15 protein-coding genes are annotated in these 16,835 nt (G+C 38.7%); 11 read left to right on the top strand and 4 right to left on the bottom strand.

What is annotated here, in order from left to right; translation table 11 throughout:
• Nucleotides 1-568: 568 nt before the first annotated feature.
• Nucleotides 569-2,503 (bottom strand): DNA topoisomerase (ATP-hydrolyzing) subunit B, encoded by a 1,935-nt coding sequence (gyrB, locus tag V6C71_23705; GenBank protein ID HEY9771462.1) that lies wholly within the window; start codon nt 2,501-2,503, stop codon nt 569-571.
• A gap of 338 nt (nt 2,504-2,841) precedes the next feature.
• On the opposite strand from gyrB, the gene V6C71_23700 reads away from it, so the two are divergent.
• From V6C71_23700 to V6C71_23685, 4 genes are all read left to right on the top strand, one after another.
• Entirely contained in the window at nt 2,842-3,225 is a 384-nt protein-coding gene (locus V6C71_23700; protein HEY9771461.1) for a hypothetical protein, read from the top strand.
• 68 nt (nt 3,226-3,293) lie between these two features.
• Nucleotides 3,294-3,962 (top strand): SDR family oxidoreductase, encoded by a 669-nt coding sequence (locus tag V6C71_23695; GenBank protein ID HEY9771460.1) that lies wholly within the window; start codon nt 3,294-3,296, stop codon nt 3,960-3,962.
• Nucleotides 3,963-4,761: 799 nt separating this feature from the next.
• Nucleotides 4,762-4,905: a hypothetical protein gene (locus V6C71_23690; GenBank protein HEY9771459.1), complete on the top strand. Its 144-nt coding sequence runs from the start codon at nt 4,762-4,764 to the stop codon at nt 4,903-4,905.
• A complete protein-coding gene (locus V6C71_23685) occupies nt 4,896-5,090 on the top strand; it encodes a hypothetical protein (protein ID HEY9771458.1) in 195 nt (64 codons plus the stop codon). Before V6C71_23690 ends, V6C71_23685 begins: the two co-directional genes overlap by 10 nt.
• A gap of 122 nt (nt 5,091-5,212) precedes the next feature.
• Here the strand turns inward: V6C71_23685 and V6C71_23680 are convergent, their stop codons facing one another.
• Nucleotides 5,213-6,079 (bottom strand): hypothetical protein, encoded by an 867-nt coding sequence (locus V6C71_23680; protein ID HEY9771457.1) that lies wholly within the window; start codon nt 6,077-6,079, stop codon nt 5,213-5,215.
• A gap of 326 nt (nt 6,080-6,405) precedes the next feature.
• Between V6C71_23680 and speA the strand changes: the two genes are divergently transcribed.
• From speA to V6C71_23660, 4 genes are all read left to right on the top strand, one after another.
• On the top strand, nt 6,406-8,406 hold the full coding sequence (gene speA / locus V6C71_23675) for a biosynthetic arginine decarboxylase (protein ID HEY9771456.1): 2,001 nt from the start codon (nt 6,406-6,408) through the stop codon (nt 8,404-8,406).
• A gap of 134 nt (nt 8,407-8,540) precedes the next feature.
• Nucleotides 8,541-9,071, top strand: coding sequence for a hypothetical protein (locus tag V6C71_23670; protein ID HEY9771455.1), 531 nt, complete (start codon nt 8,541-8,543; stop codon nt 9,069-9,071).
• Between the two features lie 263 nt (nt 9,072-9,334).
• The gene (gene def / locus V6C71_23665) at nt 9,335-9,901 is read left to right on the top strand and encodes a peptide deformylase (protein ID HEY9771454.1); all 567 of its coding nucleotides are present in this window, start codon (nt 9,335-9,337) and stop codon (nt 9,899-9,901) included.
• A gap of 38 nt (nt 9,902-9,939) precedes the next feature.
• The gene (locus V6C71_23660; GenBank protein ID HEY9771453.1) at nt 9,940-10,146 is read left to right on the top strand and encodes a hypothetical protein; all 207 of its coding nucleotides are present in this window, start codon (nt 9,940-9,942) and stop codon (nt 10,144-10,146) included.
• A gap of 156 nt (nt 10,147-10,302) precedes the next feature.
• Here V6C71_23660 and infC read toward each other — a convergent pair whose 3' ends face one another.
• Nucleotides 10,303-10,839, bottom strand: a complete 537-nt coding sequence (gene infC, locus V6C71_23655; GenBank protein ID HEY9771452.1) for a translation initiation factor IF-3 — start codon at nt 10,837-10,839, stop codon at nt 10,303-10,305.
• A gap of 211 nt (nt 10,840-11,050) precedes the next feature.
• On the opposite strand from infC, the gene V6C71_23650 reads away from it, so the two are divergent.
• Nucleotides 11,051-11,974: an alpha/beta fold hydrolase gene (locus V6C71_23650; GenBank protein HEY9771451.1), complete on the top strand. Its 924-nt coding sequence runs from the start codon at nt 11,051-11,053 to the stop codon at nt 11,972-11,974.
• A gap of 101 nt (nt 11,975-12,075) precedes the next feature.
• Entirely contained in the window at nt 12,076-12,291 is a 216-nt protein-coding gene (locus V6C71_23645) for an NAD(P)H-quinone oxidoreductase subunit O (protein HEY9771450.1), read from the top strand.
• 291 nt (nt 12,292-12,582) lie between these two features.
• On the opposite strand, the gene V6C71_23640 is transcribed toward V6C71_23645, so the two are convergent.
• Entirely contained in the window at nt 12,583-13,029 is a 447-nt protein-coding gene (locus tag V6C71_23640; protein HEY9771449.1) for a tellurite resistance TerB family protein, read from the bottom strand.
• A 250-nt stretch (nt 13,030-13,279) separates the two neighbouring features.
• Between V6C71_23640 and metH the strand changes: the two genes are divergently transcribed.
• Complete coding sequence (gene metH / locus V6C71_23635) at nt 13,280-16,831, top strand: methionine synthase (protein ID HEY9771448.1); 3,552 nt, start codon at nt 13,280-13,282, stop codon at nt 16,829-16,831.
• The last annotated feature ends 4 nt before the right edge of the window (nt 16,832-16,835 follow it).

The raw sequence follows: 16,835 nt of genomic DNA, 5'->3' as shown, positions 1-16,835 counted from the left end.
CTTGATATTTGAAAAGATTGGTTCTTGTCGCACTTGTGACTCGCTTAAAGCGACAAATGTCCATTCGCTACCATAACAAATATTTGATAATTACTGGTGCAGTAGCTTATAGCGATCGCTAAAGAGTGTTTTTTGAGATTTAACATCGATAATTTGTTTTTTCTGACGACGAATAACTTGGAAGTCAGGAACGTATTGTTTGAGTTTACCTAACTCGTAATGATCGAATAAAGTTGCTGGCGTTGTATAAGAGGCAACATCTGGATCGAATTCCAGCTAGTACATAAAATCTCTTTTGAGTGCACAATCATACCAAACACTCGTCTTCATTTTGTAACTACTGAAATTGCCAACGGTTTGCTTGTATCCGCGATTGCTGCGTAGCTTTTTAGAAACAGTCATAAGATAAGGGTATCTCTTATAATTGTTAGAGGTCTTTTGCCCGAAACAAGTTCATGCGTTTATGATCTCCGTGAGATACCCTAGATTCTACCTAACATTTAAGCTTATAAGTAAAATATTTAAACTTATGCGTAAATATTTAAACTTATGAGTAAAACGACACAAGTTAGATATCTAAGTCGTCTAAATTCAACTTGGGCGCATGAGTTTCAATAAATTCCCTTCTAGGCGCAACACGATCGCCCATTAAAACCGTAAAAATGCGATCAGCTTCGGCTGCATCATCAATCTCTACGCGCTTCATGGCGCGGGTTTCAGGGTTCATAGTCGTGTCCCAAAGTTGTTGAGGCATCATTTCACCTAACCCTTTAAAGCGTTGAATAGTATAGTTGGCATTAGCGGGAAATTCATTAATACACTGTTGTAATTCGCGATCGCTATAACAATATTGATGGTTGCGTCCCCGTTCTAATTTATACAGAGGAGGACAGGCAATATAAATATAGCCTTGGTCTACTAACGCTCTCTGATAGCGATAGAAAAAGGTTAGGAGTAGAGTTCTGATATGGGCCCCATCAACATCAGCGTCCGTCATAATTACGATGCGATGATAACGTAATTGAGCAGGATCGAACTCGTCTCCTTTAATACCTAAACCCAGGGCAGTAATCATTGACTGAATCTCATTATTCTTATAAATCTTAGCGTCATCAGTCTTTTCAATGTTAATAATCTTACCTCTGAGGGGCAAAATTGCCTGAAATCTTCTGTCTCGTCCCTGCTTGGCCGAACCACCCGCAGAATCGCCTTCCACCAAGAAGATTTCTGACTCTTCGGGATCGCGAGAACTACAGTCAGCTAGTTTCCCTGGTAAAGGAGATGACTCTAATACCGATTTACGACGAACTAACTCTCTAGCATGGCGGGCTGCTTCAGCTGCTTTGAATGACTGAACTGCCTTTTCAATAATGGCATCGCCGACGTTGAGATTAAACTCTAAATAGTCGTTTAAAACTTCCCCAACTAAAGAATCGACAATTCCCCGAACCTCTGTATTACCCAGTTTGGTTTTAGTTTGTCCTTCAAATTCAGGATCGGGTACTTTAACCGAGACGACACCTGTTAAACCTTCGCGGATGTTCTCTCCTCCCAGGTTAGATTCGTTATCTTTGATCTTATTGCGCTTACGAGCAAAGGTATTCATTGTTCTGGTCAGAACAGTTTTTAACCCCTCAAGGTGAGTACCGCCATCAATAGTACGAATGTTGTTGGCAAAACCTAGCAAATTATCGCTATAGGAATCGATACACCACTGCAAAGCAACTTCAACCGTTACGCCATTTTTTTCTCTGTTGACATAAATAATATCTTGGTGCAGGGGGTCTTTTTCTATGGTCATGTATTCGACATACTCTTTAATACCACCTTCGTAACAGAAAACATCTTGACGTATTTCTGCTTCACGATTATCGCTAAAAGTGATCTTAATCCCTGCGTTGAGATAGGCTAGTTCTTTTAACCGCTTTGCCAAAACTTCGTATTCAAAGACGGTTGTTTCGGTAAAAATAGTATCGTCAGGAATAAAATGAACTGAAGTTCCTGTACGCTTAGGTTGTTCTTTGTTAGGCTGTACCGTTAATTGCCCTTGAGGTTTACCTTGTTGGTAGCGTTGCAGGTAAACTTTTTTGTCGCGCCAGACTGTAACCTCAACTAATTTTGACAGGGCGTTTACGACAGATACACCTACCCCGTGTAAACCACCAGAAACTTTATAACCGCTTCCTGCGCCGCCAAATTTACCGCCAGCGTGCAGCACAGTCATTACAGTCTCTAAAGCAGACTTACCTGTTTTAGAATGAATCCCTGTAGGAATACCTCGCCCGTCATCAGTTACGGTAATTGACCCATCAGAATTAATCTCAACTTCTATATGGGTGCAAAAACCAGCGAGTGCCTCATCGATGGAATTATCCACCACCTCATATACTAAGTGATGCAGCCCCTTTGGTCCTGTTGAACCAATATACATCCCTGGGCGTTTGCGTACTGCTTCGAGTCCCTCCAGAACCTGAATTTGATCTGCATCGTAAGTGGTAGTCATGTAGTTCCTCCGAAAAATGCCTGATTAGCTTTGAATTTGATGCGTTATGAAAAAATACTCGAAAATTCTAACACAAAAGGTTTACAGACCGCCTTAAAGCTTTCTAAATTGATTTTTGATTATAGGGTGAATCCCCTATTTATTTTCGTTAAGTTAATAACTTTGGTTAAGAATTAGTTACGAGCAAGTAAGAGCAAAGTAGTGCTTTGCCCGCACAGAAATCAAGTCTCGCTCAATATATTGATTTTTTCGTCAACAATAATTATATTGTACTAGATTTCAGCCGTCACATTGTTTAGCTAAGATTAAAATAAATAAAGTTTAATGAGGAATAAGCAATGTGGGATTATTTTCTCAGGCAATTAAACATTAATACTCTAAAAAAGTGTCTAATTAAATCAACCCCATATTCGCTCGCAGTACCTATAATTTTATCTGGTCAAATAACTCGCGCCCAGAACTTGCCGTCTGGAACGACAAGTAATAATACACCAAATATAAATAATCTTAATTCTAGTCAACTTAACAATATCAAACCGATTCAACAGCCGAGTCTTTTTATTGATTCTGATAGTGGCTCACGGCAATTTTTTGACCGAGGTAAAGAACGACTTTTCTTTCTCCCAGATAAAGCATCAGAACCTATCTTGCAAATAGATGAAGCTGTTGAAACTGATGCAGTGAACCAGGATGATTTGCCAAAAACATCGCCAGACGAGTAATTTTGGTAAACGAAGTATAAGCGTGGAACAGTAACATTGAGTTCACACTTTAAATTAGCAATTTCAGAATGACAAAAACTTATTTAGTTACGGGAACAAACAGAGGTATTGGTTTAGAATATTGCCGTCAGCTTAAGGCGCAGGGAAATCAGGTTATTGCTGTTTGTCGATCGCCTTCAACAGAATTAGAAAACTTAGGTGTAAAAATTGAAGTAAATGTCGATCTTACCTCTGAATCAGCCGTTCGAGATTTAGTCAAAAGGTTAGATGGCAAAAAAATCGATGTTTTAATTAACAATGCGGGAATTGTGGAACGAGTCAGTTTAGCCAATCTCGATTTTGAGAGTATTCGTCGGCAGTTTGAGGTAAATGCGATCGCGCCTTTAAGATTGACTAGTGCCTTACTGCCTAACTTAGCCTCTGGCTCGAAAGTTGTTTTAATGACAAGTCGTATGGGTTCAATTAATGATAATACTTCTGGTGGCTCATACGGTTATCGGATGTCTAAGGTAGCTTTATCAATGGCAGGAAAGTCTTTAGCTCACGATCTCAAGCATCAGGGAATTGCGGTGGCGGTTTTACATCCTGGTTTGGTCAAAACTCGCATGACTGGCTTTACCGACTCTGGGATCACTACTGAAACTTCAGTTAAGGGCTTACTGGCTCGTATTGAGGAATTAAATCTAAATAATACGGGAACGTTTTGGCACGCTAATGGAGAGATTTTGCCTTGGTAAAATTAATCACTCAAACAGTAACCAGCAATTGATTTCTAAATCACCAATCGCCGACAAAAATTTTTCAACTCATTATAAATATAGGTTGAAAAAATAACTGTAATTAATACTTATTAATTGAATATTAATTAAGATTTTCGTCTGCTACCTAAGACCGTTTTGATGAAGGGTTGCGCCTTCCCTCGGTAGCAATTAAGTAGAGGAAGCGATAAAAACTCTACACCGAACTAACTTAATTTTTACTGTCTGAAAGCCTGCCAGTTCGCTCTCCTTCGGCTATCAGCAATGGGTCACAACGGTACAACCCCCATCCAGTGCAATACTTTGCTTGAATGCACTTATATCTTATAAAAAATTTAAAGGAGTCACTTCTATCATAAGTCGTATTGTTTCGCTGAGCTTTTTACTAGATTGACAACTAGAGAAATAGATACTTTGAGCTAGGCAAAACTATAAATTGATACTAATTGCCAATATATAGAGAAGATCAATCAGCGATCGCTACTTAAAGCAATATTGTTTAATATGGATGTTGAAGCAGCAGTAATTCTGATAGATTGAGAAGTTTATCTACAGACAAATAAACACCTCAGCGATTTACAGCAAGCTATTATTACTCAAGTTTGGCAAGGTAGGAAATATTTAAAAATTGCTGATGAATATGGCTGTACAGAAGAACACGCTGAGGATATAGGTTCACTTTTGTGGAAGTTGCTGTCTCAAGCCTGGGGTAAAAAAGTTACTAAAAGCAATTTTCGTAGTCTAATCAAAAGACAGTTAAATTCGGTTAGCAATAGTGGTGTCCGAAAAGCCAGAAACTTCACCTAATAATTCGCTTAAATCAGAGAATAAAGATTTTGTTGGTCGACAAAATGCGATCGCAACTCTTGAAGATTTAGTTGATCGGGGTAATAAAATTATCGTCTATCAGGCTTGGATCTAGCAGCATGGCAACGGTATTTTGCTGCTTGTCAAATCAAGAATGTTCGAGCGCTCGCCAAAATTAATCAAGCCTACGGCGGTAATGCCAAAGCAATCGGTATTCTCGGTGGTATTATCCAAGAAGACTATGATGGAGATGTCGAGCAATATTGGCAGCAAAACCGTCACGATCCTTTAATCGAGTAATCGAGACAGATTTAAAAAACTTAGTCGTCAGTCAGTTTAATCGCCTCCAACTAAATCTTTGATTACTGCTAATTAGCGATCGCCATTAAATAAGAGCGATCGCTAATTAATATTTAATTAACTTACCTTCTTCTGCGTCCCCCACTAAAGCTGCGACTTGGTCTTCTGATGCCGCTGCTACCAAAACTGCTAGGACGTTTAAACTGTTTAGTATTTTTCCCTGAAGAACGCAGAGTACTAGAACCTACACCAGATCCTGTAGAGCGACTATTATTTTTCATAGTTTTACGAGCCTTGTTGCTGGCTGCATTGCGGATGCCACCAGTTGTTCTAAGGGTACGACGGTTTTTGACTGCTGCTGGGGGAGTATTATAACGATCTTGATAACGATTGACCGCCTGAGTATAGGTACTACCATAACCACCATAACCAGTCATAACTCCTCCTGGCTGATATACGGGAGGGACATAGTATTGAGGTCTAAATAGCATATTACCAATAGCCTGACCCGCCAAAGCTCCTGCAAAAGGACTCCAGAAGTTTGATTCTCTTCTAACTACTACAGTCTGAGGTTGACTAGATTGAGTATCGTTTCTCGTTTCTGTAACATTGTGGACATATTCGATCTTGAAATTTTCAGTTAAATACATCACAGGTTGACCATTTTTCACCTGAAGATAAGTTTTGCTTCCATTAGCTGCGTCTTCTTCGCCGATTCGAGCCATCTGTAGCTGTTCTGTTTGCAGTACGGGAGGAGTTCCAGGCGGAGTGTTTAATAGCATTAAACTATACTCACCAGTAACATCATCGTAGGTAGCTTGCTGCACGGGATATGTACCATCACTAATTGAGGTAGGTGCAGCAGGAACACTAGTACTAGTATTATTATCAAAAGATGGTGTTGATATTGAGGTTGATGAGCCAGAGCAACCAACGGTAGTCCAGCACAAAGACAATGACATTAATAGAATTACAATTTTGCGCAACATAAAAAAAATTTTATTTGGTCGTATGTTTTGATTGTAAAACTTTCCTGGCAGACTAAATTTACGGAAATTACTAAACACCTACGGTTAAAAGGACTGACTTGCTTCTTTAAATGATGACTCAAGCCCAAACAAGCGGTTGAGGATATTCAATTTTTTTAAATAAGTCAGAGAACTTATCAAGCTGGTAATCTAAAATCTGGCGCTCGCTTTAGTTATTTCTGCTTTTTTTTTGGCAATACTATGCCCGTAGAAAAATAATCAGTGAACGTAGTCACTATAATATTTAAATATTTAATATTTGTGGAAAGTGTTGTAATTTATCTTCGATGGTCGATAGTCAGTCTAAATCTAGTCAGCCGAAACAGCCTCAGAACGCCGTAGTCAAGTCTTCTTTAGTATCAGACAGTAATGATAATTGGACAGTTGCAGACAGTGCCAAACTTTACAATATTGAAGGTTGGGGAGAACCGTATTTTGCAATTAATCAAGCAGGAAACGTTACTGTTTCGCCTCAAGGTACACAGGGTAAGGCTTTTGATTTGGTAGAGTTGATTGAATCTCTGAAACAGCGCAACATCAGTTTACCTCTTTTGATTCGGTTTCCCGATATTCTGGCCGATCGCATGGCAAGGCTACATAGCTGTATGGCACAAGCGATCGCCCGCTATAGCTATTTGGGTCAATATCAGGGAGTTTTTCCGATCAAATGTAATCAAAATCGCCATTTGATTGAAGCTTTAGTCCACCACGGCAAACAAGATCGGTTTGGCTTAGAAGCAGGATCTAAACCTGAATTAATTATTGCTTTGGCTAGTTTGTCATCAGCAGAAGCCCAAGAACCTTTATTACCTTTATTAATGTGCAATGGTTACAAAGATCGCGAATATATAGAAACTGCTTTACTGGCAACCAAGCTGGGGCAAAAACCAATTATCATACTCGAACAGCTTCAAGAATTAGAGTTGGTATTAACTATTAGCCAAGAGTTAAATATCCAGCCAATTTTGGGGGTACGTGCCAAGCTAAACCATAAGGGAATTGGCAGATGGGGAAATTCTACAGGCGATCGCGCTAAGTTTGGTTTAACCGTTGCCGAGATTTTACAGATAGTACGCCAGTTAGCAACGTTGGGCAAGTTAGACTGTTTGCAACTATTACATTTTCATATTGGTTCACAAATTTCTGCCATCGGGGTAATCAAAAATGCGATCCGCGAAGCTAGCCAAATCTATGTGCAGCTAGTCAAACTGGGTGCAAATATGCAGTATCTCAATGTAGGAGGAGGATTAGCAGTCGATTACGACGGTTCAAAAACTAACTTTCCTGCTTCCAAAAACTACAATATGCAGAATTATGCCAACGATATTGTGGCGCAGGTAAAAGATGCTTGCGATCGCGGTAAGGTAGTACATCCTACTTTAATCAGTGAAAGCGGGAGGGCGATCGCTGCTCATCAATCGGTATTGGTGTTTGATGTTTTGAGTACTAGTGATGTATCTTGTCCTGATGTCGGTTTACCCCAAGCAGACATACCTTTGGTGATTAAAAATTTCTGGGAAACCTATCAGGGAATTAACCAAGTTAATCTCCAAGAGAGCTATTATGATGCGATTCAGTTTAAACAAGAAGCTTTGAGTTTATTTAACTTCGGCTATTTCAGTTTAGTTGAACGAGCTAAAGCCGAAGAGCTATATTGGGCTTGCTGTCACAAGATTTCGGCAATTATGGCAAGTTGCGATCGTGTTCCCGATGAATTAGCTGACTTGCCTCAGATTATGGCATCTACTTATCATGTCAATTTATCAATTTTTCGCTCTGTTCCTGATACCTGGGCAATCGACCAGCTTTTTCCGATTATGCCGATTCATCGTCTCGATCAAAGACCTACCGTCAAAGGCATTTTAGCCGATATCACCTGTGATAGTGATGGCAAGATCGATCAATTTATTAACCCCAAAGAAACTAAAAATACTTTAGAACTTCATGCCGTAGATCGTACTTCGCGATCGCCTGGTGATTATTACTTAGGGATGTTTCTAGTCGGCGCATATCAAGAGATTATGGGAAATTTACACAACTTATTTGGCGATACTAATGTAGTGCATATCCAAGTTACTCCCTCGGGCTATCAGGTTGAATCCGTAGTACGGGGAGACACGATCAAAGAAGTTTTAAGCTATGTAGAGTATGACAGTAAGGACTTACTGGAAACTATGCGTCGTCGTACTGAAGCGGCTTTGCAAAATCAAACAATAACTTTGGCAGAAGCCCAAAAATTACTGCAAAATTATGCCAGTACTCTCAATAGCTACACCTATTTAAGCTAGATTGAGCAAAGAGCGATCGCAACTCAGAATTAGGTAATTTCTTCGACAACACTGCCAATATTCTTGGCATCGAATAGGATGGTGTAAGTTCAGTCTTAACTATTGTTGCTCCAGTGCAGCAGGGAGAAAATACGATGAGATTTGGTATTGCCGATCTAACTGATGACAACATTAGTACAGATACCTTTGATGGTGAGGGAATTCCTGTTTATCGATTTTTTAGGACTGATACCCAAACTCAGTTTTATACCACCGATCAAGCTGAACGGGATTTGATTCTCAAAAACTTGCCCCAATATGAATTAGAAGGAATATCTTTTGTTGGTTTGCCCATACCAGAAGCAGGGGAAGATATTACAGGAATGAGTCCTGTTTATCGCTTCTTAAACACTAATACAGGGGTACATTTTTATACTGTTGACGAAGCTGAAAAAGCTTTTGTGGAAGAGAATTTAGACAACTACACTTTTGAAGGGATTCCTTATTATGGTTATGACACTCAGGTAGAAGGAACAGTTCCTTTATATCGCTTTTATAATGCTGAGTTAGATGCACATTTTTATACTCCTTCAATCGAAGAAAAAGATTTTTGGAGCGAATCCCCAGACTACATCCAAGAAAGCGGTGAGGTTGCCTACTATGTTGAATCTCCCACAGAAATATAGCACTCAAAGCAAAGGTTAAGACCCGTCGACGCAGGATTGCCATGCTTTGCGCAGCTATTAGCTCGTTTTATAACTAACGTCCTAATCTATAATTCACTTGCTATATCATTACTTCTACAGGACTACCAAAATTTGATTGTTTTTGCGATCGCTACTCTTGCTTACTGGGCAGTTGATTATGCCCTCCTGGTTATTACATAAGATAATTTTTAATTAGCGATAAAATATAAATAAGAAAAATTTAGATTGCGCTATCGGATAATATGACCACTGTTGTAACAGTAGAAAAGAAAAAATTAGCACAACCGCCATTAAATATTCACTACTTAGGCGATCGCGTCTTACGCCAACCTGCTAAACGTATTGCCAAAGTGGATGACCAGCTTCGCTATATAATTAAAGAAATGCTGCAAACTATGTATAGTGCTGATGGTATAGGTTTAGCAGCACCTCAAGTAGGTATTAATAAGCAGCTTATCGTCATTGATATTGATTTAGACCAGCCAGATAAGCCTCCCCTGGTTTTGATTAACCCTAAAATCATCAACTCTGGTAACAACCTTTGTAACTCCGAAGAAGGTTGTTTGAGCATCCCTGGAGTTTATTTAGAAGTAATTCGTCCTGATACGATTGAAATATCTTATAAAAATGAATTAGGTAAACCCTGTAAACTGGAAGCTAGTGGTTTACTGTCTCGTGCAATTCAGCACGAAATGGATCATCTTAATGGTGTAATGTTTGTAGACCGAGTTGAAAATAACCTAGCTCTAAATGACGAGTTAAACAAAAATGGTTTTGCTGTTAGCGCAGTAAAGCCTGTGAAAAAGTAAATAAATAAAATCGGCTGACAACAAGAGGAGTTAATCAAATGATTTCAATGACACCGAAAAGTGGTGTATGCTTGCTGTTGTGTTGCATTAGTGCGATCGCAGCCGTGGGTTCAGTTTTTGAACTATCTTCTGGCAATCCAGAGTTAGGTAGCATGGTGACTGGTCTGATTTTGGCTGCCAGCATTCCCTTAACGGTAATTTTATTTTGGATCGCGGTTCAAGATACTAAAGCTAACCAAAGTTAATTGATTGACTCTTAAGCAAATTAAATCAAAATATAAAAAGAGAAGAGCAACTTGCCCTTCTCTATCTGCTTTTGAAAAACTTTGAGAAATTTTCCAGGCGCAAAGCTTATCAATTAAAGCCAAAATCAATCCTTAAAATCTGTACCAAAGCATCAACTACTTTTTCGGTGATAGCATCATCATCATGTTGCGACCTTCTCTTTTGGGAAACTGCTGTACTTCAGCATACTCTTCCAAATCTTTTGCCATGCGACGCAGCAAATCTTCCGCTAACCTAGAGTGCTGAATTTCTCGACCACGGAAGCTAATTGTTGCCTTAACCTTGTCTCCTGATTTAAGGAAGCGCTGAGCATTTTTGACGCGCACGTTATAGTCATGCTCTTCAATTTTATAACGCATCTTCACTTCTTTAACGTCAGCGTTGTGCTGTTTTTTCTTAGCTTCTTTTAGTTTTTTATCTTGCTCGTACTTATATTTCCCGTAGTCCATAATTTTACAGACAGGGGGTTTGGCGGTTTCGCTAACTAAGACCAAATCTAAGCCTTTTTCTTGAGCTCTAGCGAGAGCTTCTTTTGGGGTGATGATCCCTAGTTGCTCACCTTCGGAGTCGATAACACGAATTTCGGGGAAGCGAATTCTTTCGTTAGTTTTGGTTAGATCGCGACTATTGTTACTGCGTCTTCTATCTCTCACAGGCGTATTTTGTCTTTCCTTTTATGTTAGTGATAATGTGAACTAAAAATTATTGATGATAAAAACTCGTATCATCTCCCATTTTACCGATCTTGTTATTAATAGAATATTAAGTTAGTTTTATTTTCGACTTTGGCTTATCTTCAATCTAGTATTAGATACACTTTGAATAGTGCAAGTCTATCGTGTAAATATTTTTTAAGTAAGTAATTTGACTATATACCAAGCTTGGCAAGAGCGTGTTGGTAACCAAAGAGACTGGGTTTGGCGAGGATGGCAGACTCGTTATAGTTACCTCAGAGCTAAAAAAAATTTAGCTTCCAGTGTATATCCTCCGATCATCTTTATTCATGGCTTTGGTGCCAGCATCGAACATTGGCGCCACAACTTACCTGTCATTGCTCAAAAACATACCGTATACGCTATAGATTTACTCGGTTTTGGGGCATCGAGAAAGGCAGATATAGACTACAGTGCAGCTTTGTGGACAGAACAAGTCCATGATTTTTGGCAAACTTTTATTAGTACGCCAGTAATTTTAGTAGGTAACTCCATTGGTTCGTTAGTTGCCCTCAACACCACAGCTACTTATCCTGAAATGGTTAGGGGTTTAGTCATGATCAGTTTACCCGATGTATCGGTGCGAGAAGATATGCTACCGCCTCTGATGAGTCCTCTAGTAACTGCTATTGAAAACTTATTTGCCTCTCCTTTATTAATCAAAAGTATTCTTAAACTAGTTAGAAGACCCAAGATAATTCGTAAATGGGCAGCAATAGCCTATCCTAATAAAGAAGCTGTTACCGATGAATTGGTAGAAATCTTATCTAGCCCTGCTTATGATCGAGGATCTGAGCAAACTTTGTTTCGTTTGTCGCGCAGCATCAGAAAAGCTAGTTTTGCCAAATCAGTTAGAGATTTAGTACCTCAAATTGAGGTGCCAATGCTTTTGGTCTGGGGGCTGCAAGATAAAATGATACCTGCCAGACAGGCTAAGGCGATCGCCTCTCTCAATACTCGTTTAAAATTAATAGAATTAGAAAATGCTGGGCATTGTCCCCATGATGAGTATCCAGAAATATTTAATTCACTTTTACTAGACTGGCTGCAATCACTGTGCCGAAGCAGCAAATAGCATTGGGAAGATATCACACTATCTTAATGTCAGTCTATAGAGGTTGACCAAACTCTATATAATTTAAGTTGAAATTAGCACAATAATCACAGTCAATAACTATGGCAGGCATTAAAAAAGGTTCACTAGTTCGTGTAGTTAAAGAAAAAATCGCAGGCAGTCTAGAAGCGAAGGCAAGTGATGCTAGGCTTCCCTCTTATTTATTCGACAGCAAAGGGCAGATTTTAGAGCTAAATGATGAATATGCTCTAATTCAGTTTTATGTTCCTACTCCTAATGTCTGGTTGCGCTTGGATCAGTTGGAAGAAGCTAAGTAAAATCAGCTGGTGACTGGAAATCAATACTCTTTGTCATGACGTATTTAGATTGATAGTTAGTTAGTGTGAGCGTCCTTTGCTGTAAAAACTGATAAATCTTAGTACGACTGCTCAGTTAAAACAACTAATTAAACATGAAACAATTTTTGGAACAAAAATCAAAATAAATTAATAACTGCTGCTATATTAGCCAAATAACAAATTGTTGAAGGAAAAGCAAAATTAATGAATTACAATAAGCTATGAAATTTTAAACTTTTCCTTCTTTGTATCATCACTAAAATTTTTTATCTATCCTTTATTTTTTATAATCATAATTTTGATTATTTGATTAACTGTTTCCTGAGAAATTGATAAAGATTTACAGAGTTTTGATAAAACTGCTTCTTCATCTTCGGAAACTTCGCCATCAGAAAGTATTAAATCAGTTGCCACAGCAAAAACGGTTTCATGTAAATACTCTGGAAGAGATGAAACTGCAACTTTTAATAATGAACCTGCACTTTGAGTTTGAATAATTTTCATTAGTTTGTCAATCATCCTAGAAACATGATCGCTAGGATAACTTTGAAACAATTTCATTCTATACAAAGTTGATATCAAGTTGCGAATTTCTTCATCCGCAAGATATCCGTCAGCAGCAATAGTTGCTAACATAATTCCTGCAAAAGATTCTGCTGGACTTAAATCAGTAGTTCTTGCGGTACGAACACTGGAAAATTCATCAAATAAACCCATAATAAATTCAAGAAATTAATATGTGTGATTTCTATATATAGATTTCCCAAAAATATCTGATTGTGCATCAAAAAAAATAAATTTTGTGTTTTTTATCTTGAAAAACTCTTTCTAAAACCTCTTTGCTACTTTGCCTGAGAAAAAAATCTACAGTTCAAAGTGCAATATCAAGATAAACTCCCTTTTTTTCAAAGACAACCATATAATAAGACTTAACATCAATTCACCTGTCGATCAGCAGTCGCTAGCAATGGACAACCTTTTTTTAAATCGCCTTAATAGCCCAAATCGCCCCGTGTTAGTATTTGATGGTGCGATGGGTACAAACCTGCAAGTACAAAACCTCACTGCTGAAGATTTTGGTGGTGCTGAATATGAAGGATGTAATGAATATCTCGTACATACCAAACCAAAGGCGGTGGAGAACGTACACCGAGGATTTTTAGAAGCTGGTGCGGATGTCATTGAAACCGATACTTTTGGGGGCACTAAATTAGTTTTAGCGGAATACGATTTAGCAGATCGGGCTTACTATCTCAATAAAGCTGCTGCGGAATTAGCTAAACGAGTCGCTACAGAATACTCTACATCTGAAAAACCTCGTTTTGTCGCTGGTTCGATGGGTCCTGGTACTAAGTTACCCACCTTGGGACATATTGATTTTGACAGTCTAAAAAATGCCTATGTCGAACAAGCTGAAGCATTGTATGACGGTGGTGTTGATTTATTATTAGTTGAAACTTGTCAAGACGTATTACAGATTAAAGCAGCGTTAAATGCAATAGAAGAGGTATTTGCCAAAAAAGGTGCGCGAGTTCCCCTGATGGTTTCGGTGACGATGGAACAGATGGGGACAATGCTAGTGGGGACAGAAATTGATGCAGCTTTAGCGATACTAGAACGTTATCCTATTGATATTTTGGGTTTAAACTGCGCTACAGGCCCTGATTTAATGAAGGATCATATCAAGTATCTGTCGGAACATTCGCCGTTTGTTGTTTCTTGTGTCCCCAATGCTGGGTTACCTGAAAATGTAGGGGGACAGGCGCACTATAGACTTACACCAATGGAATTGCGTATGGCATTAATGCACTTCGTGGAAGATTTGGGAGTGCAAATAGTTGGGGGTTGTTGTGGTACGAGGTTTGAGCACATCAAAGCCTTAGCCGAGATGACGCAAGATTTAAAACCCAAAGAACGTCATCCGAATTACGAACCTTCCGCAGCCTCGATTTACAGTACCCAACCCTATGTGCAAGATAATTCTTTCTTGATTGTGGGAGAAAGATTAAACGCCAGTGGTTCTAAAAAATGTCGAGAATTACTCAATGCAGAAGACTGGGATAGTTTAGTTTCTCTGGCTAAGTCTCAGGTAAAAGAAGGCGCGCACATCCTTGATGTTAACGTGGACTATGTGGGAAGAGATGGGGAAAAGGATATGCATGAATTAGCCTCTCGTCTAGTTAATAATGTCACTCTTCCTTTAATGCTTGACTCCACTGAATGGACAAAGATGGAAGCGGGGTTAAAGGTTGCTGGTGGGAAATGTATCCTCAACTCCACTAATTACGAAGATGGAGAAGAAAGATTTTATCAAGTCTTAGATTTAGCGAAAAAATATGGTGCAGCAGTAGTTGTTGGTACTATCGATGAAGATGGTATGGGACGTACTGCGGATAAAAAGTTTGAGATTGCTAAACGCGTTTATGATGCAGCTGTAGCCTATGGTATTCCCTCCCACGAAATCTTTTTCGATCCCCTGGCTTTACCTGTATCCACTGGTATAGAAGAAGACAGAGAAAATGCCAAAGCAACCGTTGAAGCAATTAAAAGAATTAGAGAAGAATTACCAGGCTGTCATATTTTATTAGGAGTATCTAATGTTTCCTTTGGTTTAAATCCTGTTGCCAGACAGGTATTAAATTCCGTCTTTTTATATGAATGTATGCAGGTAGGATTAGATTCCGCTATTGTTAGCGCAAGTAAGATTTTACCTTTGGCAAAAATTAAGCCCGATCATCAGAAAATCTGTACTGATTTAATTTATGACAGACGAGAATTTGATGGCGATATCTGTACTTATGATCCTTTAGGTGAACTAACAACTTTATTCGCTGGTCAGAAAACTAAAAAGACTGAAGCAGTTGATAAAAATTTACCTATTCAAGAAAGATTAAAACAGCATATTATTGACGGCGAACGTATTGGTTTAGATGAAGCTTTGGATGAAGCTTTACAACAATATCCACCGTTAGATATTGTCAATATATTTCTCTTAGATGGCATGAAAGTTGTGGGAGAATTATTTGGGTCGGGACAGATGCAACTTCCCTTTGTACTTCAGTCGGCGCAAACTATGAAAGCTGCGGTGGCGCATTTAGAACCACACATGGATAAAGAAGAAGCTGACGATAGTGGTAAAGGTAAATTTGTCATTGCTACAGTTAAAGGTGACGTTCATGATATTGGTAAAAATCTGGTTGATATTATCCTTTCAAATAATGGTTATAAAGTAATTAATTTAGGTATTAAACAACCAGTTGAAAATATTATTCAAGCTTATGAAGAACACCAGCCAGACTGTATTGCTATGAGTGGGCTATTAGTGAAATCTACCGCTTTTATGAAAGATAATCTAAAAACTTTTAATCAAAAAGGTATTACTGTTCCTATTATCTTGGGTGGTGCTGCTTTAACACCTAAATTTGTTAATCAAGATTGCCAAAATGTCTATAAAGGTAAAGTTATCTATGGCAAAGATGCGTTTGCCGATTTGCATTTTATGGAGAAATTAATGCCAGCGAAGGCTGATAGTAATTGGGACGATCTTCAAGGATTTTTAAACGAAGTTGCTCTTACTTCGGAAGAAGAAGGAGGAGAATCAAAGCCGTTTGAAGGGGAAAATCAGGATAAGATTTTTGTTGATGAGGTTAGTAAAAAACCAGAACCTTTAGTAACAGATACGAAGCGTTCTGATGAGGTAAGTTTAGATATCGATCGCCCTACTCCTCCTTTTTGGGGTACAAAAATTTTAAAACCTGAAGACATTCTTATTGAAGAAGTATTCCCTTATTTGGATTTACAAGCTTTATTCGTCGGACAATGGCAATTCCGCAAGCCTAAAGAACAGTCGCGGGAACAATATGATGAGTTTTTAGCCAGAAAAGTCGATCCGATTTTAGAAGAATGGCAACAAAGAATTGTTACAGATGATTTATTGCATCCCACAGTAATTTATGGTTATTTTCCTTGTAATGCTGAGGGTAATATTTTATATGTTTACGATCCAAAAGATAGCGGTAAGTTGGTCACATCTTTTGAATTTCCTCGTCAGCGATCTGGTAAACGCCTTTGCATCGCCGATTTCTTTGCAACTAGAGAATCGGGTAAAATCGATGTCTTCCCAATGCAGGCGGTAACAGTGGGGGAAGTCGCTACCGAATATGCCCAAAAGCTATTTAAAGCCGACAACTATACAGACTATCTTTATTATCACGGTATGGCTGTACAAATGGCAGAAGCTTTAGCAGAATGGACACACGCTAAAATCCGCAGCGAGTTAGGCTTTAAAGCGCAAGAAACCAGTAACATCCGCGATGTTTTGCAGCAACGTTATCGGGGTTCGCGCTATAGTTTTGGTTATCCTGCTTGTCCAAATATTGAAGATCAATATAAGCAATTAGATCTTTTAGATACCAAGCGCATCGGTATGTATATGGACGAAAGCGAACAACTTTATCCCGAACAATCTACTACAGCGATTATTGCTTATCACCCTGTGGCAAGATACTTTAGTACTTAAAGTA

It is taken from the genome of Coleofasciculaceae cyanobacterium (genome assembly GCA_036703275.1).
Classification (GTDB): domain Bacteria; phylum Cyanobacteriota; class Cyanobacteriia; order Cyanobacteriales; family Xenococcaceae; genus Waterburya.
This window is presented reverse-complemented; position numbering and strand designations above follow the sequence as displayed.